This window comes from Streptomyces sp. NPDC088354, assembly GCF_044753585.1.
In the GTDB taxonomy this organism is placed as follows: Bacteria; Actinomycetota; Actinomycetes; order Streptomycetales; family Streptomycetaceae; genus Actinacidiphila.
In genome coordinates this window covers 199,552-220,300 of record NZ_JBIVNJ010000004.1, presented here as the reverse complement: position 1 = coordinate 220,300, position 20,749 = coordinate 199,552, and the positions used below count along the sequence as shown (strand labels likewise).

Sequence of the window (20,749 nt, the reverse complement as noted above, 5' to 3'; positions counted from 1 at the left end):
CCCACCGGCAGCACCTACGAGAGCGGTTTGGTCAGCTTCTCGCCATCGGGCTTGTTGCTGAGCGTCAGGGAGCAGGAGACCGTGTTCTTGCCCTGCACCTGGTACCCGGCCAGCTTCGGGTAGAGCGCGTAGTAGTAGAACGTGCGGTTGTCCGTGATGTGGTCCAGGCGCTTGCCGGCGTCCGCCTCGCAGAGCTGGAGCACCTTCTTCTTCAGCGCGGCCTCGGTCGCGAAGGTGCCGGTGATCTTCTCGTGGGCGATGACCTCGGCGTCGTGCGGGCCGGTGCAGGGGACCGGCGTGACCTCGGTGACGCCGCTGTCCAGACCGGGGTCGTTGAAGCACTGGCCGATGTCGAGCACGACGTACCTGCGGAACGTCTCCGCGGGCGACGGCGAGGCGGTCGTGTCGTCCGTGGGCTCCGACGACGTCGACGCGGAGGCCGTCGGGCTGCTGGAGGACGACGCCGCGTCCTTGTCGTCGTCGCCGCCGCCCAGCGCCACCGCGAGACCGCCGACGATCACCGCGACCAGTACGACCGCGCCGATGACGATCGCCGCGATCTTCGCTCCGCCACCGCTGCGCGGGGGAGGCTGCGGGGGCGGATAGCCGCCGTAACCACCCTGCTGCGGCTGCTGCTGGTAAGGCGCCTGCGGGGGCTGGTACGGCTGCGGCTGGTACGGCTGGGGCTGGTACTGCGGCGGACCGAAACCCCCGGGGGGCGGCCCGAAACCGCCGCCCTGGCCGGAGCGCGGGTCGTCGGGAGGGGGCTGCGGAGGAAAACTCATGGACGAAGCATGCCCCATACGGGTGATCGTCGTGTGTGCGGGAGTCGAAGTACCGCCCCTGCCGGACGCGGCAGAATGGAGGGCATGGAATCCCCGCTCGACCCCGCCCTCGCCGCCCGCCTCAAGCGCACGGCCGACGGGCTCGTGCCCGCCGTCGCCCAGCAGTACGACACGGGCGAGGTCCTCATGCTCGGATGGATGGACGACGAGGCGCTGCACCGCACCCTGACCACCGGCCGCTGCACCTACTGGAGCCGCAGCCGCCAGGAGTACTGGGTCAAGGGCGACACGTCCGGGCACGTCCAGCACGTCAAGTCCGTGGCCCTGGACTGCGACGGCGACACGATCCTCGTGAAGGTCGACCAGATCGGTGCGGCCTGCCACACCGGCGACCGCACGTGCTTCGACGCGGACGTATTGGCCCTTTCCCAGGGGCTCGGTTCGCCTCCAGGTCGCTAGAGCCCCTGTCGGGGGTCCCTCCCGTCCTCGCGACCTGCGCGTGCTCTCTCTTTCGGCTCACTCGCCCATCGGCGGACGCAGGGGTGCGGATGGGCCGGGCCGAGGGGCGGCGGGCACTAGGCTGCGGGTCATGACCACGGGCACCGTCACTCCCGATCTCGGGACGTTCCGCAAATTGGCGCTGGACCGCCGGGTGATTCCGGTCAGCAGGAGGCTGCTGGCCGACGGGGACACGCCGGTCGGCCTGTACCGGAAGCTGGCGGGGGAGCGGCCCGGGACGTTCCTGCTGGAGTCGGCGGAGAACGGGCGCTCGTGGTCGCGGTATTCGTTCGTCGGGGTGCGCAGCGCGGCGACGCTGACCGAGCGGGACGGGCAGGCGCACTGGCTGGGGACACCGCCGGTGGCGGTGCCTCAGGGAGGCGATCCGCTGGAGGCGTTGCGGGCGACGACGGAGGCGCTGCACACGCCCCGGGACCTGCACGACGACGCGGGGCTGCCGCCGTTCACCGGCGGGATGGTCGGGTACCTGGGGTACGACGTCGTACGCCGTCTGGAGCGCGTCGGCGACCACGCGCGGGACGACCTGGGGCTGCCCGAGCTCACGATGCTGCTGACCTCGGACCTCGCGGTGCTCGACCACTGGGACGGCTCGGTGCTGCTGATCGCCAACGCGATCAACCACAACGACCTGGACACCGGCGTGGACGAGGCCTACGCGGACGCCGTGGCGCGGCTCGACGCGATGACCGCGGACCTGGCCCGGCCGGTGGACTCCGCGCCGGTGGAACTGCCGCCGTCACGGCTGCCGGAGGAGATCACGGCGCGCTTCGGGGGCGCCGCGTACCACGGGGCCGTGGAGCGGACGAAGGAGTACATCAGGGCCGGCGACGCGTTCCAGGTGGTGCCGTCGCAGCGCTTCGAGACGCCGTGCCCGGCGAGCGCGCTGGACGTGTACCGGGTGCTGCGGGCCACCAACCCGTCCCCGTACATGTATCTGTTGCGGTTCGAGGGCTTCGACGTGGTGGGGTCGAGCCCCGAGGCACTGGTGAAGGTGGAGGACGGCCGCGCCACGGTGCACCCGATCGCGGGCACGCGGCCGCGCGGTGCGACGCCCCGCGAGGACCAGGCGCTCGCCGACGAGTTGCTGGCCGACCCCAAGGAGCGGGCGGAGCACCTGATGCTGGTGGATCTGGGCCGCAACGACCTGGGCCGGGTGTGCGAGCCGGGCAGCGTGGAGGTCGTCGACTTCATGTCGATCGAGCGCTACAGCCACGTGATGCACATCGTCTCGACCGTCACCGGCACCCTGGGGGCCGGCCGCACCGCGTTCGACGTGCTGACGGCCTGCTTCCCGGCGGGGACGCTGTCGGGGGCGCCGAAGCCCCGGGCGATGCAGATCATCGACGAACTGGAGCCGACCCGGCGCGGGCTGTACGGCGGCTGCGTGGGCTACCTGGACTTCGCGGGCGACTCGGACACCGCCATCGCCATCCGCACCGCGCTGCTCCGCGACGGCACGGCCTACATCCAGGCGGGCGCCGGCATCGTCGCCGACTCCGACCCGGTCTCGGAGGACACCGAGTGCCGGAACAAGGCGGCGGCGGTGCTGCGCGCCGTCGCCACGGCGAACCGGATGAGCGCGGGGGCGTAGCCCCGCGTACGCGGGCCGCGGGGCGAGGGGGGATAGTGGTCGGATGACCAGCGCCGTACCCCAGCCCCGTAGCACCGCCGACGCCGAAGGGACGGCGGTGACCCGCGGGCCGCGCCGTGCGGGCGGCCGTCGCAGCATGGCCGTCGCCCTGTCGGGCGGAGTGCTCGGCGCCGCGCTCGTACTGCTGGCCGCGGGCAAGACCTGGCAGCACGGCTTCGCCGGGACCGCCGGGGCCGGGGTGGCGGTGCACGCCAGCGGGGGTCAGGTGACGGCGGTGCCGGGCGCGCTGGCGCTGGTGGGGCTGGCCGCCCTGGTGGCGGTCTTCGCCGTGCGCGGCGCGGCCCGCAGGGTCGTCAGCGGCCTGCTCGCGCTGTGCGGGGCGGGCGCCCTGCTTGCGGCGCTGTTCGCCGTCGGGGACGCTTCCTCCCTGGACGCCGCCGCGGCCGCCGCCAGCGGGCTGACCCGGGCCACGGCGACCGGCACCGCCACCACGGCCTGGCCGGCCGTGTCCGCGGCGGGCGGTGCGCTGCTGCTGTTCGCCGGGGCGACGGCCGTCCTGCGCGCCGGGTCCTGGCCCGGGATGTCGAGCCGGTACGAGCGGGACACCGCCGGGACGGCCCGTCGCCCCACCGCCCGTCCCGCCCGCGCCGCGGACGGCGAGGAACGCCCCGAGGACATGTGGAAGGCACTGGACCGCGGCGAGGACCCCACCGACGCGCTCTGACGCGCCGGGCCACCCCCCGCGCGCGGAGCGTGAGCGGAACAGGGGAGAATGGGCCGCGACGCGTGCCATCGCGCGGCGAACGACCAAACGAACCTTCTGTAGAACGACTTGGGAGCACTCATGGCGGGCAACAGCCACGGACACACCCCTGCCGCCTGGACCGGCGTGATCATCGCCTTCATCGGCTTCTGCGTCGCGGGTGCTTTCGTCGTCCTGGCAGAGCCGATCGGCATGTTCGCGGGCCTGGCCGTGGCCGCGGTGGGCGGTCTCGTCGGCCTCGGCATGCGCGCGGCCGGTCTGGGCAAGCCGGTGGCGCACAAGGCCGCGCGCGGCTGACCCGCCGCACCACGGCACCGGAGCCGCCCGCTGGCAGCGCGCCGCGGGCGGCTCCGCCGTATCCGCCGCGACCCCGGGTGTCGCCCGGCGGCCCGGCGCGGGACAATCGGCGGGTGACCGAGACCGTCAGCACGCCGAAGGCGAGTGCCCTCGCCGCCCCGCTGGGCCTGCTGGGCGGCGTCGTCGCCGCCTTCGCCTACGTCGGTACCGTCGACCCCAACCAGCCCGGGCACTACCCCGTCTGCCCGCTGCTGCACTACACGGGCGTGTACTGCCCCGGCTGCGGCGGGCTGCGCAGCGCGTACGCGGTGGCGCACGGCGACCTCGGGGCGGCGTTCGGCCTCAACGCCCTCGCCGTCGCGATGTACCTGCTCTTCGCCGCCGCGATGGTGGTCTGGCTCTTGCGGGCGCTGCGCGGGCGGCCGTTCTCGGTGAGCCTGCGACCGGCGCACTGGTGGGCGGTGGGGGCGGTCGTGGTGGTCTTCACCGTTGTCCGGAACCTGCCGTTCGGGGCCGCGCTGGCCCCCTGACGGCGCCTGCCGGAAGGTGTCCGATCTGTCCGACTGGTGGTCGTCGGTTCCGCCGGATGCGGGTCCGAAGGCCCCCGGCGGTTACCATCGCAGTGCTGGTGGAACATCTCACTGGCTTGATCGTTTCGCTTTCGGAAGGGGTCCTCTCGCGTGAGTGTGCTCGACGAGATCATCGACGGCGTCCGCGAAGACCTCGCCGAGCGGCAGGCCCGGGTCTCGCTCGACGAGCTCAAGCAGCGCGCCGCGAAGGCGCGCGACGCGAAGGACGGCGTGGCCGCCCTGCGCGGCGAAGGCGTCACCGTCATCTGCGAGGTCAAGCGGTCCAGCCCCTCCAAGGGCGCCCTCGCCGCCATCGCCGACCCGGCCGGCCTCGCCGCGGACTACGAGGCGGGCGGCGCGGCCGTCATCTCGGTGCTGACCGAGCAGCGCCGCTTCGGCGGCTCGCTGGCCGACCTGGAGGCCGTCCGGGCCAAGGTCGACATCCCCGTGCTGCGCAAGGACTTCATCGTCACCGCGTACCAGCTCTGGGAGGCCCGCGCCTACGGCGCCGACCTCGCGCTGCTGATCGTGGCCGCGCTGGAGCAGGACGCGCTGGTCTCCCTGATCGAGCGGGCCGAGTCCATCGGGCTCACCCCGCTGGTCGAGGTGCACGACGAGGACGAGGTCGCCCGCGCCGTCGACGCCGGCGCCCGGATCATCGGCGTCAACGCGCGCAACCTGAAGACGCTCGAGGTCGACCGGGGCACCTTCGCCCGGGTCGCGCCGGAGATCCCGGACCACATCGTCAAGGTCGCCGAGTCCGGCGTCCGCGGCCCGCACGACCTCATCGCCTACGCCAACGACGGCGCCGACGCCGTGCTGGTGGGCGAGTCCCTGGTCACCGGCCGCGACCCGCGGACCGCGGTCGCCGACCTCGTCGCCGCCGGGGCCCACCCCGCGCTGCGCCACGGACGGGGCTGACCCCCGCCATGCACACCTACGCGCGACTGGCCCGGGGCTGCCGTCCCCGTGGCTGCCGCGCGCCCGCGCGGCGCATTCTCGGGCGCCGCGTGCGGTACCACATCGGCTGCGAGCCGGGGCAGATCAACGGTCGTCGATGGCGCCGGCCGCCGTGCGCGCCGCCCGGACGGGGTCCCGTCCCGGCCTGTGACGCGCGCGGCCGCGAACGCTGACGGCGCCGAGGGCGTCGTAGCGTGACCATCGGTACGCCCTGAGACCCTGGGGGCGCGAGCGCGCCCCCCAAGGAGCCGAGAACGCCATGTCCGTTGACTTCTTCATTCCCGACCCCGAGGGCCGGGTGCCCAGCGCCGAGGGCTACTTCGGCCGGTTCGGCGGCAAGTTCATCCCGGAGGCGCTGGTCGCCGCCGTGGACGAGGTCGCCGTCGAGTACGACAAGGCCAAGGCCGACCCTGCCTTCGCCGCGGAACTGAACGACCTGCTGGTGCACTACACCGGCCGCCCGAGCCCGCTCACCGAGGTGGCGCGGTTCGCCGAGCACGCCGGTGGTGCTCGGATCTTCCTCAAGCGCGAGGACCTCAACCACACCGGCTCACACAAGATCAACAACGTGCTGGGCCAGGCGCTGCTCACCAGGCGCATGGGCAAGACCCGGGTGATCGCGGAGACCGGCGCCGGCCAGCACGGCGTGGCCACGGCGACGGCGTGCGCGCTGTTCGGCCTGGAGTGCGTGATCTACATGGGTGAGATCGACACCGAGCGCCAGGCGCTGAACGTCGCCCGCATGCGCATGCTGGGCGCCGAGGTCGTCTCCGTGAAGTCCGGCAGCCGCACGCTGAAGGACGCGATCAACGAGGCGTTCCGCGACTGGGTCGCCAACGTGGACCGCACGCACTACCTGTTCGGCACCGTCGCCGGCCCGCACCCCTTCCCGGCCATGGTGCGCGACTTCCACCGCGTCATCGGCGTGGAGGCGCGCCGCCAGATCCTGGAGCGGACCGGCCGGCTGCCCGACGCGGTCGCCGCCTGCGTGGGCGGCGGTTCCAACGCCATCGGTCTGTTCCACGCCTTCATCCCCGACGAGTCCGTGCGCCTGGTGGGCCTGGAGGCGGCCGGCCACGGCGTGGACTCCGGCGAGCACGCCGCGACGCTCACCGTGGGCGAGCCCGGCATCCTGCACGGCTCGCGCTCCTACGTCCTCCAGGACGACGAGGGCCAGATCACCGAGCCCTACTCGATCTCGGCGGGCCTGGACTACCCCGGCATCGGCCCCGAGCACGCCTACCTGAAGGAGACCGGGCGCGCGGAGTACCGCCCGGTCACCGACGACGAGGCGATGCAGGCGCTGCGCCTGCTGTCGCAGACCGAGGGCATCATCCCGGCCATCGAGAGCGCCCACGCCCTGGCCGGAGTGCTGCAGCTCGGCCAGGAGGTCGGCGAGGACGGGCTGCTCCTGGTGAACCTCTCCGGGCGCGGCGACAAGGACATGGACACCGCGGCCCGCTACTTCGGACTGTACGACGGGGCAGAGAACGAGGGGGCCGCGAAGTGAGCGGGCAGATCGAACTGCTGGACCGGGCCCTGGCCGCCGCCAAGGCCGAGGGGCGGGCCGCCCTGGTCGCCTACCTCCCGGCGGGCTTCCCGACCGTCGACGGCGGCATCGAGGCCGTCAAGGCGGCCCTGGAGGGCGGTGCCGACATCGTCGAGGTCGGCCTGCCGCACAGCGACCCGGTGCTGGACGGACCGGTCATCCAGACTGCCGACGACATCGCGCTGCGCGGCGGCGTGCGGATCAAGGACGTGCTGCGCACGGTGCGCGAGGCGCACGCGGCGACCGGCAAGCCGGTCCTGGTCATGACGTACTGGAACCCGGTCGACCGCTACGGCGCCGAGCGCTTCGCCGCGGAGCTCGCCGAGGCGGGCGGCGCCGGCTGCATCCTGCCCGACCTGCCGGTGGAGGAGTCCGAGGGCTGGCGCAAGGCCGCCGAGCAGCACGGGCTGGCCACCGTCTTCGTGGTGGCGCCGAGCAGCCGGGACGAGCGGCTGGCGAAGATCACGGCGGCGGGCACCGGCTTCGTCTACGCGGCCTCGCTGATGGGCGTCACCGGAACCCGTGCGAGCGTCGGCGCCGAGGCGGCCGAACTGGTGCGGCGCACCCGTGCGCAGACCGGGCTGCCGGTCTGCGTCGGCCTCGGCGTCTCCGACGCGGAGCAGGCGGCCGAGGTCGCCGGGTTCGCCGACGGTGTGATCGTCGGCTCGGCCTTCGTGAAGAGGCTGCTGGACGCGCCGGACCTGGAGCAGGGCCTCGCGGCGGTGCGCGAGCTGGCCGCGGACCTGGCCAAGGGCGTCCGCCGCTGAGCGGTGGTGTCGCCCGAACGGGCGAATTACGGCCGGGGGCGCGCGCAGGTGCGCCCCCGGTTCGTTGTCCCGGGGTGTGAGCGAGAAGAACCGTGAAGGAAAGCGCAGCGCCCGCGAGCGGCTGCAGGAGCAGCGGGTGCAGGACCAACGCCGCCAGAAGCGCAAGAGGACGGCGATCGTCGCCGGGTCCGTCGTCGGGGTCCTGGTGATCGGCGCCGTCATCGGCATCCTGGTGGCCAACAGCGGCGGTGATTCCGAGGGGGCCGCCGCGGTCTCCCCCGCGGGCGCGACGGGCGAGAACAAGCTCGTGATCCCCACCGGCGCGAGCGACGCCCCGTCCACGCTGACCGTGTACGAGGACTTCCGCTGCCCGGCCTGCGGCGCCTTCGAGCAGGGCTACCGGGACACCATCCACGCGCTGGAGGACAAGGGCCAGCTGAAGGTGGACTACCACCTGGTCCGGATCATCGACGGCAACCTGGGCGGCACCGGCTCGCTCAACGCGGCCAACGCCGCGGCCTGCGCGCAGGACCAGAACAAGTTCCGCGACTACCACGACGTGCTGTACCGGAACCAGCCGCCGGAGCAGGACGACAAGTTCGCGAGCAAGCCCTACCTGCTGCAGCTCGCCGGCCAGGTGCCGGGGCTGACGACCCCGGCGTTCACCGCCTGTGTGAACAAGGGCACGTACGACGACTGGGTGAACAAGAACAACAGCGCCTTCAACTCCTCGGGCTACAACTCCACCCCGACCGTGCTGCTCAACGGGAAGAACATCTACGGCGCCCAGGCCGCGCCGCTGACCCCCCAGAAGCTGCAGCAGATGGTCACCGACGCCAACAAGGGCAAGAAGGCGGGCACCGCGACCCCGAGCGTGACCCCGCCCAGCGCTCCGGCGAGCGGCTCCGCGGCCGCTTCCGCGTCCGCGTCGGCCTCCGCCCCGGCCTCCTCCGCCCCGGCGAGCGCGCCCGCGAGCCCGCCCGCGAGCCCGCCGGCGACCCCCTCGGCGAGCGGCTGACGCGCCCGCGGGAGAGCGGCCCGTTATTCAGCCGTTGCCGGGCGGGTGCCCGCCGCACCCGCCCGGCACGGTAGCGTCGGCACTGCCATGGAATTCATCGCCTTCATTCCCAGCCCGTCGCGCGGGGTGCTCCACCTCGGACCCGTGCCGCTGCGCGGCTATGCCTTCTGCATCATCATCGGTGTCTTCGTAGCCGTCTGGCTCGGTGGCAGGCGATGGGCCGCCCGCGGCGGACAGAAGACCACGATCGCGGACATCGCCGTCTGGGCGGTGCCGTTCGGTCTGGTCGGTGGCCGTCTCTACCACGTGATCACCAGTTACGAGCTCTACTTCGGTGAGGGCAAGCACTGGGTGAACGCGTTCAAGATCTGGGAGGGCGGCCTCGGTATCTGGGGCGCTATCGCCCTCGGCGCCCTCGGCGCGTGGATCGGATGCCGGCGCCGTGGCATCTCGCTGCCCGCGTACGCCGACGTCGTCGCCCCGGGCATCGCCTTGGCCCAGGCCATCGGCCGCTGGGGCAACTGGTTCAACCAGGAGCTCTACGGCCGGCCGACCGATCTGCCCTGGGCGCTGAAGATCGACGCCGCCCACCGGCCGGCGAACACCCTGGACGCCGCCACGTACCACCCGACGTTCCTGTACGAGTCCCTGTGGTGCATCGGCGTGGCCCTGCTGGTGATCTGGGCCGACCGCCGCTTCAAGCTCGGTCACGGCCGCGCCTTCGCGCTGTACGTCGCGACGTACACCGTCGGCCGCTTCTGGATCGAGTACCTGCGCGTCGACGACGCCCACCACATCCTGGGCCTGCGCCTCAACGACTGGACGTCGATCATCGTCTTCGCCGGGGCGGTCGCCTACATGATCGTCTCCGCCCGGCTGCGTCCGGGGCGCGAGGAGAGCGTCGAGCCGGTGCCCGTCGCCGCGGCGGAGGGTGACGCCGGCACGGCGAAGCCGGCGAAGTCCGCGGAGAAGGACGAAGCGGCCGGCAAGGCGGACACGGCTGACACGGCTGACAAGACTGATGAGGCCGCCGCGGCTGAAGCGGCCGGCAAGCCGGGCAAGCCCGGCAAGGCCGCCGAGGACGAAGCGGCCGCCGAGGGGGAAGAGGCGGAAGAGGAGGCCGGGGCCACGGCCCGGGCCGAATCCGCCAAGAAGGGCTGATCCCGGCACATTCCGACGCCGGGCCGCGGCGCCGCCAGGGGTATGACCCCGGGCGGCGCCGCACTCGTTTCCGCAGGTAGGGGAGGCTTTCCTTGCTGGAAACGCAGGGAATCCGGGCGTACGGTCGAGGCGTTCCCAGGGGAGGACGCGGGCGGTCGCCACCCGCGGGAAGGAGTACCCGGACCATGTCGGCAGCCGTGGAGCGCAGCGAACTGGAGCAAGACGCCCCGTACCACGTCCCGCACCACACGCACCGGGACGTGAGCGGAGGCTGGCTGCGGCCCGCGGTGTTCGGCGCGATGGACGGCCTGGTCTCCAACCTCGCGCTCATGACCGGCGTCGCCGGAGGCAATGTCGCGCCGTCCACCATCGTGATCACCGGGCTGGCCGGTCTGACCGCCGGCGCGTTCTCGATGGCGGCGGGCGAGTACACCTCCGTGGCCTCCCAGCGCGAGCTGGTCGAGGCGGAGCTGGACATAGAGCGCAGGGAGCTGCGCCGTCACCCGAAGGACGAGCTGCGGGAGCTCGCCGAGCTGTACATCGCGCGTGGCGTGGAGCCGGAGCTGGCCCACGAGGTGGCGCGCCAGATGTCCCGGGACCCGGAGCAGGCGCTGGAGATCCACGCCCGCGAGGAGCTGGGCGTCGACCCGTCCGACCTTCCGTCGCCCCTGCTGGCGGCGGGTTCGTCCTTCCTGTCCTTCGGTCTCGGCGCGCTGCTCCCGGTGCTGCCCTACCTGCTGGGTGCCACCGTGGTGTGGCCCGCGGCGGTCGTCGCCCTGATCGGACTGTTCCTCTGCGGTGCGGCTGTGGCGCGTGTGACGGCGCGCAGCTGGTGGTTCGGCGGTTTGCGGCAACTTGTCTTGGGCGGAGCGGCTGCCGGGGTTACCTTCGTTCTGGGCGCGCTTTTCGGTACCGCCGTCGGTTGAGCCGGGTACAGGCCACGAGCCACTTGTTACCCGCTCGTTTCAGCGCGGCCAACACAGGGCATCAGTCTGTGGCGCCGCGGGCAGTGTCGCCTGCGTCTCACGTGAGCGATGCTGGCCCCGAACTGCCTGCTCGTAGCGCTGTTAAGTCCACATGATGGAATCCGCTATCCACTTTTCGGTCATCAAGCCATCATGTAACCTGCTCGAAATCGCAGAGGGCCAACGTCGTCCCTAGCGCGCATGCATATGCCAGATGACGACGACGGGAGAGCCGACCAGATGCGTCCTGTTCTGCACCGGCCTACAGACCCCCGCCCCGCCGGCTCCGGTTCCGGCCGGGCCCACATGGACGGGCGTCCCGCCCCCCAGGGGATGTACGACCCCCGTAACGAGCACGACGCATGCGGCGTCGGTTTCGTGGCGACCCTCACCGGTGAGGCGGACCACGCGCTCGTCGAGCAGGCCCTGACCGTGTTGCGCAATCTGGAGCACCGCGGGGCCACCGGCTCCGAGCCGGACTCCGGTGACGGCGCGGGCATCCTGATGCAGATCCCGGACGCGTTCCTGAGGGCTGTCGCCGGTTTCGAGCTCCCCGCCGCCGGACAGTACGCCGTCGGCGTGGCCTTCCTGCCCGTCGAGGACGAGGACCGCCGCAAGGCCGTCGAGTCCATCGAGCGGATCGCCGCCGAGGAGGGCCTCACCGTCCTCGGCTGGCGCGAGGTGCCGACCGACGCCGCGAGCCTGGGCGCCACCGCCCGCTCGACGATGCCGTACTTCTCGCAGCTCTTCGTGACCGACGTGCAGGGCGAGCACGGGCAGCGGAGGGCCGGGATCGACCTGGACCGCCCCGCCTTCGTGCTGCGCAAGCGCGCCGAGCGCGAGGCGGACGTCTACTTCCCGTCGCTGTCCGCCCGCACGATCGTCTACAAGGGCATGCTGACCACCGGCCAGCTGGAGCCCTTCTTCCCCGACCTGTCCGACCCGCGCCTCGCCACCGCGATCGCCCTGGTCCACTCGCGCTTCTCCACCAACACCTTCCCGAGCTGGCCGCTGGCGCACCCGTACCGCTTCGTCGCCCACAACGGTGAGATCAACACTGTCAAGGGCAACCGCAACTGGATGCGCGCCCGCGAGTCGCAGCTGGCCTCGGAGCTGTTCAGCGGGGACCTGGAGCGGATCTTCCCGGTCTGCACCCCGGACGCCTCCGACACCGCGACCTTCGACGAGGTGCTGGAGCTGCTGCACCTCGGCGGCCGCTCGCTGCCGCACAGCGTGCTGATGATGATCCCCGAGGCGTGGGAGAACCACGACTCGATGGACCCGGCCCGCCGTGCCTTCTACCGCTACCACTCCACCTTGATGGAGCCCTGGGACGGCCCGGCCTGCGTGACCTTCACCGACGGCTCCGTCGTCGGCGCGGTCCTGGACCGCAACGGCCTGCGCCCCGGCCGCTACTGGGTCACCGACGACGGCCTGGTCGTGCTCGCCTCGGAGTCCGGCGTCCTGGACGACATCGCCCCGGAGCGGATCGTCCGCAAGGGCCGGCTGCAGCCCGGCCGGATGTTCCTGGTCGACACCCTCGAGCACCGGATCATCGAGGACGACGAGATCAAGTCGCAGCTCGCCGCCGAGCACCCCTACGGGGAGTGGCTGGACGCCGGGCTGATCCACCTCGACGACCTGCCCGAGCGCGAGCACATCGTGCACACGCACGCCTCGGTCACCCGCCGCCAGCAGACCTTCGGCTACACCGAGGAGGAGCTGCGCATCATCCTGGCGCCGATGGCCAAGACCGGCGGCGAGCCGCTGGGCTCCATGGGCACCGACTCGCCGATCGCGGCGCTGTCGGAGCGGCCCCGGCTGCTCTTCGACTACTTCACCCAGCTCTTCGCGCAGGTCACCAACCCGCCGCTGGACGCCATCCGCGAGGAACTGGTCACCTCGCTGATCAGCGTCGTCGGCCCGTCCGGCAACCTGCTGGAGCCGTCGCCGGCCTCCTGTCGCAACATCACCATGCCGTTCCCGGTGATCGACAACGACGAGCTGGCCAAGCTCATCCACATCAACGCCGACGGCGACCTGCCGGGCCTGAAGGCCGCGACCCTGTCGGGCCTGTACCGGGTCTCCGGCGGCGGCGACGCGCTGGCCGCCCGGCTCACCGAGATCTGCGCCGAGGCCGACGCCGCCATAGAGGCCGGCGCCCGCTTCATCGTGCTGTCCGACCGGCACTCCGACGCCGAGCACGCGCCGATCCCGTCGCTTCTGCTCACCTCGGCCGTCCACCACCACCTCATCCGCACCAAGCAGCGCACCCAGGTGGGCCTGCTGGTCGAGGCCGGCGACGTCCGCGAGGTCCACCACGTCGCGCTGCTGATCGGCTACGGCGCCGCCGCGGTCAACCCGTACCTGGCCATGGAGTCGGTCGAGGACCTGCTGCGCGCGGGCACCTTCATCTCCGGCCTGGAGCCCGAGACGGCCATCAAGAACCTGATCAAGGCGCTGGGCAAGGGCGTGCTGAAGGTGATGTCCAAGATGGGCATCTCCACCGTCGCCTCCTACCGCGGCGCGCAGGTCTTCGAGGCGATCGGCCTGGACGGCGAGTTCACCGACACCTACTTCCACGGCACCACCAGCAAGATCGGCGGCGCCGGGATCGACGTGATCGCCCAGGAGGTCGCGGCCCGCCACGCCAAGGCGTACCCCGCCTCCGGCATCGCGTCGGCGCACCGCCGGCTGGAGATCGGCGGCGAGTACCAGTGGCGCCGCGAGGGCGAGCCGCACCTGTTCGACCCCGAGACGGTCTTCCGGCTGCAGCACGCCACCCGCTCGCGCCGCTACGACATCTTCCAGCAGTACACGAACCGGGTGAACGAGCAGTCCGAGCGGCTGATGACGCTGCGCGGTCTGTTCCGCTTCAAGGACGAGGAGCGGCAGCCCGTCCCGGTCGACGAGGTCGAGCCGGTCTCCGAGATCGTCAAGCGCTTCTCCACCGGCGCGATGTCGTACGGCTCCATCTCGCGCGAGGCGCACGAGACGCTCGCCATCGCCATGAACCAGCTGGGCGGCAAGTCCAACACCGGTGAGGGCGGGGAGGACCCGGACCGCCTGTACGACCCGGAGCGCCGCTCGGCGATCAAGCAGGTCGCCTCCGGCCGCTTCGGCGTGACCTCGGAGTACCTGGTCAACGCCGACGACATCCAGATCAAGATGGCCCAGGGCGCCAAGCCCGGCGAGGGCGGCCAGCTGCCCGGCCACAAGGTCTACCCGTGGATCGGCAGGACCCGGCACAGCACTCCCGGTGTCGGCCTGATCTCGCCGCCGCCGCACCACGACATCTACTCCATCGAGGACCTGGCGCAGCTGATCCACGACCTCAAGAACGCCAACCCGGCCGCGCGCATCCACGTGAAGCTGGTGTCCGAGGTCGGCGTCGGCACGGTCGCGGCGGGCGTCTCCAAGGCCCACGCCGACGTCGTGCTGATCTCCGGCCACGACGGCGGCACCGGCGCCTCCCCGCTGACCTCCCTGAAGCACGCGGGCGGCCCGTGGGAGCTGGGCCTGGCCGAGACGCAGCAGACGCTGCTGCTCAACGGCCTGCGCGACCGGATCGTCGTGCAGACCGACGGCCAGCTCAAGACCGGCCGCGACGTGGTCATCGCCGCCCTGCTGGGCGCCGAGGAGTTCGGCTTCGCGACCGCGCCCCTGGTGGTCTCCGGCTGCGTGATGATGCGCGTCTGCCACCTGGACACCTGCCCGGTCGGCATCGCGACCCAGAACCCGGTGCTGCGCGACCGCTTCTCCGGCAAGGCCGAGTACGTGGTGAACTTCTTCGAGTTCATCGCGCAGGAGGTCCGCGAGCTCCTGGCGGAACTGGGCTTCCGCTCGATCGAGGAGGCCGTCGGCCACGCCGAGCTGATCGACACCACCGCGGCCGTCGACCACTGGAAGGCACAGGGCATGGACCTGGCCCCGCTCTTCCACGTGCCCGAGCTGCCCGAGGGTGCCGCGCTGCACCGCACCACCGAGCAGGACCACGGCCTGGACAAGGCGCTGGACCAGGAGCTCATCGAGCTGGCCGGCGACGCGCTGCACACCGGTGACCCGGTGCGCGCCCAGGTCAAGATCCGCAACGTCAACCGCACGGTCGGCACCATGCTCGGCCACGAGGTGACGAAGAAGTACGGTGGCGCGGGCCTGCCCGACGACACCATCGACGTCACCCTGACCGGCTCGGCCGGCCAGTCGTTCGGCGCCTTCCTCCCCAAGGGGATCACCCTGCGCCTGGAGGGCGACGCCAACGACTACGTCGGCAAGGGCCTGTCCGGCGGCCGGATCGTCGTCCGCCCGGACCGGGGCGCCGACCACCTGGCCGAGTACTCGACGATCGCGGGCAACACCATCGCGTACGGCGCCACCGGCGGTGAGCTGTTCCTGCGCGGCACCACCGGCGAGCGCTTCTGCGTCCGCAACTCCGGTGCCACCGTGGTGTCCGAGGGTGTGGGCGACCACGGCTGCGAGTACATGACCGGCGGCCGGGCGGTCGTGCTCGGCCCGACGGGCCGCAACTTCGCGGCCGGCATGTCCGGCGGCATCGCGTACGTCCTCGACCTCGACCCCGGATGCGTCAACACCGGCATGGTGAACGTCGAGGACCTGGACGCGGACGACATCAAGTGGCTGCACGACGTGGTGCGCCGCCACCACGAGGAGACCGGCTCGACGGTGGCCGAGAAGCTCCTCGCCGACTGGGGGAACACCCTGACCCGCTTCGGCAAGGTCATGCCGAGGGACTACAAGGCAGTGCTCGCCGCCAAGAACGCCGCCGAGCAGGCCGGACTCTCCGAGTCCGAGACCACCGCGAAGATGATGGAGGCGGCAAATGGCTGACCCGAAGGGCTTCCTCACCACGCCCCGCGAGACCGCTCCGACCCGGCCGGTCGAGGAGCGCAAGCGGGACTGGAACGAGGTCTACGTTCCCGGCGGGCTGCTGCCGATCATCACCCAGCAGGCCGGACGCTGCATGGACTGCGGCATCCCCTTCTGCCACAACGGGTGTCCGCTGGGGAACCTGATCCCGGAGTGGAACGACTACGCCTTCCGCGAGGACTGGAAGGCCGCCAGCGAGCGCCTGCACGCGACCAACAACTTCCCGGAGTTCACCGGCCGCCTCTGCCCGGCGCCCTGTGAGTCCGCCTGCGTGCTGGGCATCAACCAGCCCGCGGTGACCATCAAGAACGTCGAGGTCACCATCATCGACAAGGCCTGGGACAGCGGCGACGTCACGCCGCAGCCCCCGGACCGGCTGTCGGGCAAGACCGTCGCCGTCATCGGCTCGGGCCCGGCGGGCCTGGCCGCCGCCCAGCAGCTCACCCGGGCCGGCCACACGGTCGCGGTGTACGAGCGCGCCGACCGTATCGGCGGCCTGCTGCGCTACGGCATCCCCGAGTTCAAGATGGAGAAGCGGCACATCAACCGCCGCATCGAGCAGATGCGCGCGGAGGGCACCAAGTTCCGCACCGGTGTGGAGATCGGCCGCGACCTCGACGGCGCCAAGCTGCGCAAGCGGTACGACGCGGTCGTCATCGCCGCCGGCGCCACCCAGTGGCGCGACCTGCCCGCCGAGGGGCGCGACCTGCGCGGCATCTACCAGGCCATGGAGTACCTGCCGCTGTCGAACAAGGTGCAGGAGGGCGACTTCGTCACTCCGCCGATCACCGCGGCCGGCAAGCACGTGGTCGTCATCGGCGGCGGCGACACCGGCGCGGACTGCGTCGGCACCGCCCACCGCCAGGGCGCGCTGTCGGTCACCCAGCTGGAGATCATGCCGCGGCCGTCCGACGACCGTCCGGCGCACCAGCCCTGGCCGACCATGCCGATGACGTACAAGGTCACCTCGGCGCACGAGGAGGGCGGTGAGCGGGTCTACGCCGTCAACACCGTGAAGTTCGAGGGCGATGAGGACGGCAACGTCAAGGCGCTGCACCTGGTCGAGGTCGTCTTCCAGGACGGGAAGTTCGTCCCGCAGCCGGGCACCGAGAAGGTCATCCCGGCCGACCTGGTGACCCTGGCCATGGGCTTCACCGGCACCGATCAGAAGAACGGCCTGGTCGAGCAGTTGGGCCTGGAGATGGACGCCCGCGGCAACGTGGCCCGCGACAAGGACTTCGCCACCAACGTCGAGGGCGTCTTCGTCGCCGGTGACGCCGGCCGCGGACAGTCGCTGATCGTGTGGGCCATCGCCGAGGGCCGCTCCGCGGCCAGCGCGGTGGACCGCTTCCTGACCGGCGCCAGCACGCTGCCCGCCCCGATCCGCCCGACCGACCGGCCGCTGACGGTCTGAGCCCGCGAGGAAGAAGAGAGCTGTCCCGTACAACGGCGTACGGAACGGAAGGCGGCGCCTGCCCTCACCACCCGGCCGAGGGCAGGCGCCGCACTTGCATACCGGCGAAGCCGGCCTGCGCGTCCTCGGTGTACGCGCCCACGCTGCCGCTCGTGTAGGGCCGTTCGGCGTCGGTGAACGAGGTCAGGAAGCGCCCGGCCACCGTGACGGTGAGCGTGGCACCGCGCTGCTCCACCCCGACCTCGTACCACGGGCCCGGGGGGAACGGCGCCGGGCCGGTCGCCAGGAAGCGCTGGCCGCCGGGGTAGGCGGGGTCGCGCTTGCCCAGTTCCCAGCCGTTGGGCTTGAGGGTGACGTAGTAGAAGTGCTCGGGGTCGCTGTACCCCCACACCAGCCAGGGCACCTCCCACGGGTTGGGCGCGGGGGAGCGCAGCCGGCGCAGCGCCCGCATGTGCGCCGACCAGGTCATGTCGGTGTACCGCTCGGTGCTGACCACCAGCCCGGCGTGCGTCTCGTCGGGGCGGGTCGAGGGGGCGGGGGAGAGCGTCAGCGAGGTGTCGTCGCCGCGGTTGTCGCCGTACCCGTCGTACACCGACAGCCAGCGGCCGTGCACCGAGCCGTCCTCCCAGCCGGGGGCCGCCGCGCCGGGCCCGGTGCAGGCGTACACGACGCCGCCCACCACCAGCAGCAGCACCAGCGCGAGCCCGGCAGGCCGGCGGCCCCTCCGCCGCGGGAGGGGGAGGGGCCCGGACGCGAGGGACCGGGGCGCGGTGGTCATGCCCTGGAGTACGGCTCCGCGGCCCGGGGCGGCGCAGCGGCCGCGGCGAGTTCGCCGCGCAGGGCTCCACCGCGTACGTCCGTGCCGAACTCCCCGAAGTCCTCGGCCAGTTGGGCGAGGATGCGATCGGCCGCGAGCCCGTCGCCGAAGGGATTGCCGGCGGTCGCCATGCGGTGGTACTCCGCCGGGTCGTCCAGCAGCCGGGTCGCCGCGCCGAGGATCGCCTCGGGGTCGGTGCCGATGAGCCGGGCGGCGCCCGCCTCGACGGCCTCGGGCCGCTCGGTGGTGGTGCGCAGCACCAGGGCGGGCTTGCCGAGACCGGGTGCCTCCTCCTGAATGCCGCCGGAGTCGGTGAGCACCAGCTCGCAGTCGGCCAGGGTGGCCGCGAAGTCCGGGTAGCCCAGCGGCTCGACGACGTGGACCGCGTGGTGGCCGGTCAGTTCGGGGAGCAGGGCCTCGCGGACGGCCGGGCTCTTGTGCAGCGGCAGCAGGATCTCCACGTCACCGCGCTCGCCCAGGCGGCGCAGCGCCCTGCCCATCGCGCGCATGCGCTCGCCCTGGTTCTCCCTGCGGTGCAGCGTCAGCAGCACCCGGCGGCGGCCGGTGCCGGGGAAGGCGCTGCGGCCCACGCCCTCGCCGATCACCCACAGCAGGTTGTCGATGACGGTGTTGCCGGTGACGAACACCTGGGTGTCCGGGGTCCCTTCGGCGCGCAGGTGGCCGGCGGCCCGCGCGGTGGGCGCGAAGTGCCAGCGGGCGATGCGCCCGATGAGGCGCCGGTTGAGCTCCTCGGGGAAGGGGTTGTCGAGGACGCCGGTGCGCAGGCCCGCCTCGACGTGGGCGACGGGCACCCGCTCGTAGAAGGCGGCCAGTGCCCCGGCCAGCGCGGTGGTGGTGTCGCCCTGGACGACGACCAGATCCGGGCGGTCGCCCCGGATGACCTCGCCCAGACCCTCCACCAGACGGGCGGTCAGTTCGGACAGCTGCTGGCGCTCACGCATCACGTCCAGGCCGGTCCTGGCCGGGACCCGGAGCAGGTCCAGCATCTGGTGGAGCATCTCGCGATGCTGCCCGGTGGTGACCACCAGCGGTTCGAAGAGGTCGGAGGCGGCCATCGCGCGGGCCACGGGGGCCAGCTTGATCACCTCCGGCCTGGTGCCGAGGACGAGCATCGCGCGGATGGTGCCCGGAACATCGGGCGCATCGGCGGAGCGTGCGGACATGGATCCCCCTGGGACGGTGTGCGGTGTGCGGTGGGTCGGTGGGCGACGGGAACGAGCGGTGCGTGTCAGGTGCGGGCGGTCTTCAGCCAGGTGCGCTTCCCGGTGACCATCCGCCACAGGCCCCACCATCCGGCGGCGAACCAGATGTAGCCGTAGAGGATGAAAACGTGCGCGACCAGGACCGAGCGCACCAGCCCGAGGGTGCGCTCGCGCTTGGCGTAGACGAACCCGTACACATAGGCCGCGGTGAAGGACAGCACGTACGGGCCGAGCAGCCACATCGGCGACACGAGCGCGTGGCCGGACCGCACGGACGCGGCGACGGTGCCGGCGAGGGCGATCAGGAAGGACAGCGGCAGCAGCGAGGTGAGCAGGATCAGCACCGGGCTGGACAGGTGGTACAGCAGGTCGAGGGCCGGGCGGGTGGCGACCTCGCGCAGGATCAGCGGAACGAGGTTCGCCGACTGCAGGTGGCCCTGGAACCAGCGGGAGCGCTGCCGCACCAGCCGGCGCACGTCGAGCACGGCCTGCTGGGAGACCGCGGCGGTGGTGCAGTACTGGTTGCGCCAGCCGCGGGCGATGAGCCGGACGCCCAGGTCGAGGTCCTCGGTGAGGCTGTCGCTCCACGGGCCGGCGCCGCCCAGCGAGTCCAGCGCGGACAGCCGCATGAACTGCCCGTTGCCGCCCATGCCCACGCTGCCGATGAAGCGCCGGGCACTCTGGAAGACGTCGCCGTAGACGACGAACTCCATGTCCTGGAGCCGGGCGAGCAGGCCCAGGTGGCGGTTGTACATCCGCACGCCGATCTGGACGGCGCCGGTGGCCGGGTCGTCGAAGTACGGGTCCACGGACTGCAGGGTGTGCGGGTCCAGCCGGCCGTCGGCGTCGACCACGCAGATGATCACGTCGTGCGGGTCGCGGTCGCCGAGCAGTCCCGAGGACCGCAGATGGCGTACGCCGGCGTTGAGCGCCGCGCCCTTGCCGCGCCGGGCGTCGGGCAGTTGGCGCCGGTAGAGCCGGACCCGCTCGCTGCTCGTGGCGGCGGTGCGGACGACATCGGCCGTGCGGTCCTCGGAGGCGTCGTCGATGACCAGGGCCATGAAGCTGTCGGCGGGCAGTGAGGTGATGCGCGCCAGACTCTCGCCGATGACCTTCTCCTCGTTGAGGCAGGCCAGCAGGAAGACGTAGAAGCGGGGTGTGCCGGGGCGGCGGGACCTGCGGATCCGCCGTCTGGAGAGCAGGAAGAGCACGGTGTTGTAGGCACCGGCCATCACGATCAGCGCGGTCGCGGCCCAGAGCGGGATCCGGGAGATCATCCGCCGCCCCCGGGGAGCTGCGGGGCCGAGGGCCGGACGGCGGGCCGTCCGAGCGGCCGGTGCAGCCACAGTCGTGCGGCGATCAGACCGAACGCGATCAGGCAGTACAGCAGGAAGCCCATTCCTGCTGCTATTTGTAAAACCCTGGCGAACGGAATGCCAGGAACGGTTCTCGTCGCCTCTGCCA

The 20,749-nt window shown here is 72.2% G+C and carries 18 protein-coding genes; 13 read left to right on the top strand and 5 right to left on the bottom strand.

What is annotated here, in order from left to right; all coding sequences use genetic code 11:
- Positions 1–14: 14 nt before the first annotated feature.
- Positions 15–785: a hypothetical protein gene (locus ACIP98_RS09300; protein WP_401974654.1), complete on the bottom strand. Its 771-nt coding sequence runs from the start codon at positions 783–785 to the stop codon at positions 15–17.
- Positions 786–869: 84 nt separating this feature from the next.
- On the opposite strand from ACIP98_RS09300, the gene hisI reads away from it, so the two are divergent.
- The 13 genes from hisI (at position 870) to ACIP98_RS09235 (ending at position 17,245) form a co-directional block, all read left to right on the top strand.
- Complete coding sequence (hisI, locus tag ACIP98_RS09295) at positions 870–1,244, top strand: phosphoribosyl-AMP cyclohydrolase (RefSeq protein WP_319661099.1); 375 nt, start codon at positions 870–872, stop codon at positions 1,242–1,244.
- A 130-nt stretch (positions 1,245–1,374) separates the two neighbouring features.
- Entirely contained in the window at positions 1,375–2,895 is a 1,521-nt protein-coding gene (locus ACIP98_RS09290; protein WP_319661100.1) for an anthranilate synthase component I, read from the top strand.
- 43 nt (positions 2,896–2,938) lie between these two features.
- Positions 2,939–3,619 carry a TIGR02234 family membrane protein gene (locus tag ACIP98_RS09285; RefSeq protein ID WP_401974651.1) on the top strand — a complete coding sequence of 227 codons (681 nt, stop codon included), beginning with the start codon at positions 2,939–2,941 and terminating at the stop codon, positions 3,617–3,619.
- A 120-nt stretch (positions 3,620–3,739) separates the two neighbouring features.
- Complete coding sequence (locus ACIP98_RS09280; RefSeq protein ID WP_319661102.1) at positions 3,740–3,955, top strand: HGxxPAAW family protein; 216 nt, start codon at positions 3,740–3,742, stop codon at positions 3,953–3,955.
- The gene (locus tag ACIP98_RS09275; RefSeq protein ID WP_401974835.1) at positions 3,952–4,485 is read left to right on the top strand and encodes a DUF2752 domain-containing protein; all 534 of its coding nucleotides are present in this window, start codon (positions 3,952–3,954) and stop codon (positions 4,483–4,485) included. The genes ACIP98_RS09280 and ACIP98_RS09275 overlap by 4 nt, the downstream gene beginning before the upstream one ends.
- Positions 4,486–4,635: 150 nt before the next feature.
- Complete coding sequence (trpC, locus tag ACIP98_RS09270; protein ID WP_319661104.1) at positions 4,636–5,445, top strand: indole-3-glycerol phosphate synthase TrpC; 810 nt, start codon at positions 4,636–4,638, stop codon at positions 5,443–5,445.
- A gap of 298 nt (positions 5,446–5,743) precedes the next feature.
- Positions 5,744–6,994, top strand: a complete 1,251-nt coding sequence (gene trpB / locus ACIP98_RS09265) for a tryptophan synthase subunit beta (protein WP_319661105.1) — start codon at positions 5,744–5,746, stop codon at positions 6,992–6,994.
- The gene (trpA, locus tag ACIP98_RS09260; protein WP_319661106.1) at positions 6,991–7,800 is read left to right on the top strand and encodes a tryptophan synthase subunit alpha; all 810 of its coding nucleotides are present in this window, start codon (positions 6,991–6,993) and stop codon (positions 7,798–7,800) included. The genes trpB and trpA overlap by 4 nt, the downstream gene beginning before the upstream one ends.
- Before the next feature lie 76 nt (positions 7,801–7,876).
- Positions 7,877–8,818 (top strand): DsbA family protein, encoded by a 942-nt coding sequence (locus tag ACIP98_RS09255; protein WP_401974647.1) that lies wholly within the window; start codon positions 7,877–7,879, stop codon positions 8,816–8,818.
- Positions 8,819–8,905: 87 nt separating this feature from the next.
- Positions 8,906–9,979 carry a prolipoprotein diacylglyceryl transferase gene (gene lgt / locus ACIP98_RS09250; RefSeq protein ID WP_401974645.1) on the top strand — a complete coding sequence of 358 codons (1,074 nt, stop codon included), beginning with the start codon at positions 8,906–8,908 and terminating at the stop codon, positions 9,977–9,979.
- A gap of 185 nt (positions 9,980–10,164) precedes the next feature.
- The gene (locus tag ACIP98_RS09245) at positions 10,165–10,905 is read left to right on the top strand and encodes a VIT1/CCC1 transporter family protein (protein ID WP_319661109.1); all 741 of its coding nucleotides are present in this window, start codon (positions 10,165–10,167) and stop codon (positions 10,903–10,905) included.
- A gap of 345 nt (positions 10,906–11,250) precedes the next feature.
- The gene (gltB, locus tag ACIP98_RS09240; RefSeq protein WP_401974832.1) at positions 11,251–15,792 is read left to right on the top strand and encodes a glutamate synthase large subunit; all 4,542 of its coding nucleotides are present in this window, start codon (positions 11,251–11,253) and stop codon (positions 15,790–15,792) included.
- Positions 15,785–17,245, top strand: a complete 1,461-nt coding sequence (locus ACIP98_RS09235) for a glutamate synthase subunit beta (RefSeq protein ID WP_319661112.1) — start codon at positions 15,785–15,787, stop codon at positions 17,243–17,245. The genes gltB and ACIP98_RS09235 overlap by 8 nt, the downstream gene beginning before the upstream one ends.
- Positions 17,246–17,309: 64 nt before the next feature.
- Here the strand turns inward: ACIP98_RS09235 and ACIP98_RS09230 are convergent, their stop codons facing one another.
- The 4 genes from ACIP98_RS09230 to ACIP98_RS09215 form a co-directional block, all read right to left on the bottom strand.
- Positions 17,310–18,023, bottom strand: a complete 714-nt coding sequence (locus ACIP98_RS09230; RefSeq protein WP_401974641.1) for a calcium-binding protein — start codon at positions 18,021–18,023, stop codon at positions 17,310–17,312.
- Entirely contained in the window at positions 18,020–19,246 is a 1,227-nt protein-coding gene (wecB, locus tag ACIP98_RS09225; protein ID WP_319661114.1) for a non-hydrolyzing UDP-N-acetylglucosamine 2-epimerase, read from the bottom strand. The genes ACIP98_RS09230 and wecB overlap by 4 nt, the downstream gene beginning before the upstream one ends.
- Positions 19,247–19,311: 65 nt before the next feature.
- Positions 19,312–20,562 carry a glycosyltransferase family 2 protein gene (locus ACIP98_RS09220; RefSeq protein ID WP_401974638.1) on the bottom strand — a complete coding sequence of 417 codons (1,251 nt, stop codon included), beginning with the start codon at positions 20,560–20,562 and terminating at the stop codon, positions 19,312–19,314.
- A complete protein-coding gene (locus ACIP98_RS09215) occupies positions 20,559–20,684 on the bottom strand; it encodes a hypothetical protein (RefSeq protein WP_401974636.1) in 126 nt (41 codons plus the stop codon). The genes ACIP98_RS09220 and ACIP98_RS09215 overlap by 4 nt, the downstream gene beginning before the upstream one ends.
- Positions 20,685–20,749: the final 65 nt, after the last annotated feature.

Coding starts and splice junctions, on each gene's coding strand:
- ACIP98_RS09215 (WP_401974636.1), bottom strand. CDS start 20,684: ATGGGCTTCCTGCTGTACTGCCTGATCGCGTTCGGTCTGATCGCCGCA.
- ACIP98_RS09300 (WP_401974654.1), bottom strand. CDS start 785: ATGAGTTTTCCTCCGCAGCCCCCTCCCGACGACCCGCGCTCCGGCCAG.
- ACIP98_RS09235 (WP_319661112.1), top strand. CDS start 15,785: ATGGCTGACCCGAAGGGCTTCCTCACCACGCCCCGCGAGACCGCTCCG.
- trpB (WP_319661105.1), top strand. CDS start 5,744: ATGTCCGTTGACTTCTTCATTCCCGACCCCGAGGGCCGGGTGCCCAGC.
- ACIP98_RS09285 (WP_401974651.1), top strand. CDS start 2,939: ATGACCAGCGCCGTACCCCAGCCCCGTAGCACCGCCGACGCCGAAGGG.
- lgt (WP_401974645.1), top strand. CDS start 8,906: ATGGAATTCATCGCCTTCATTCCCAGCCCGTCGCGCGGGGTGCTCCAC.
- gltB (WP_401974832.1), top strand. CDS start 11,251: ATGGACGGGCGTCCCGCCCCCCAGGGGATGTACGACCCCCGTAACGAG.
- ACIP98_RS09280 (WP_319661102.1), top strand. CDS start 3,740: ATGGCGGGCAACAGCCACGGACACACCCCTGCCGCCTGGACCGGCGTG.
- ACIP98_RS09220 (WP_401974638.1), bottom strand. CDS start 20,562: ATGATCTCCCGGATCCCGCTCTGGGCCGCGACCGCGCTGATCGTGATG.
- hisI (WP_319661099.1), top strand. CDS start 870: ATGGAATCCCCGCTCGACCCCGCCCTCGCCGCCCGCCTCAAGCGCACG.
- ACIP98_RS09230 (WP_401974641.1), bottom strand. CDS start 18,023: ATGACCACCGCGCCCCGGTCCCTCGCGTCCGGGCCCCTCCCCCTCCCG.
- wecB (WP_319661114.1), bottom strand. CDS start 19,246: ATGTCCGCACGCTCCGCCGATGCGCCCGATGTTCCGGGCACCATCCGC.
- ACIP98_RS09245 (WP_319661109.1), top strand. CDS start 10,165: ATGTCGGCAGCCGTGGAGCGCAGCGAACTGGAGCAAGACGCCCCGTAC.
- ACIP98_RS09290 (WP_319661100.1), top strand. CDS start 1,375: ATGACCACGGGCACCGTCACTCCCGATCTCGGGACGTTCCGCAAATTG.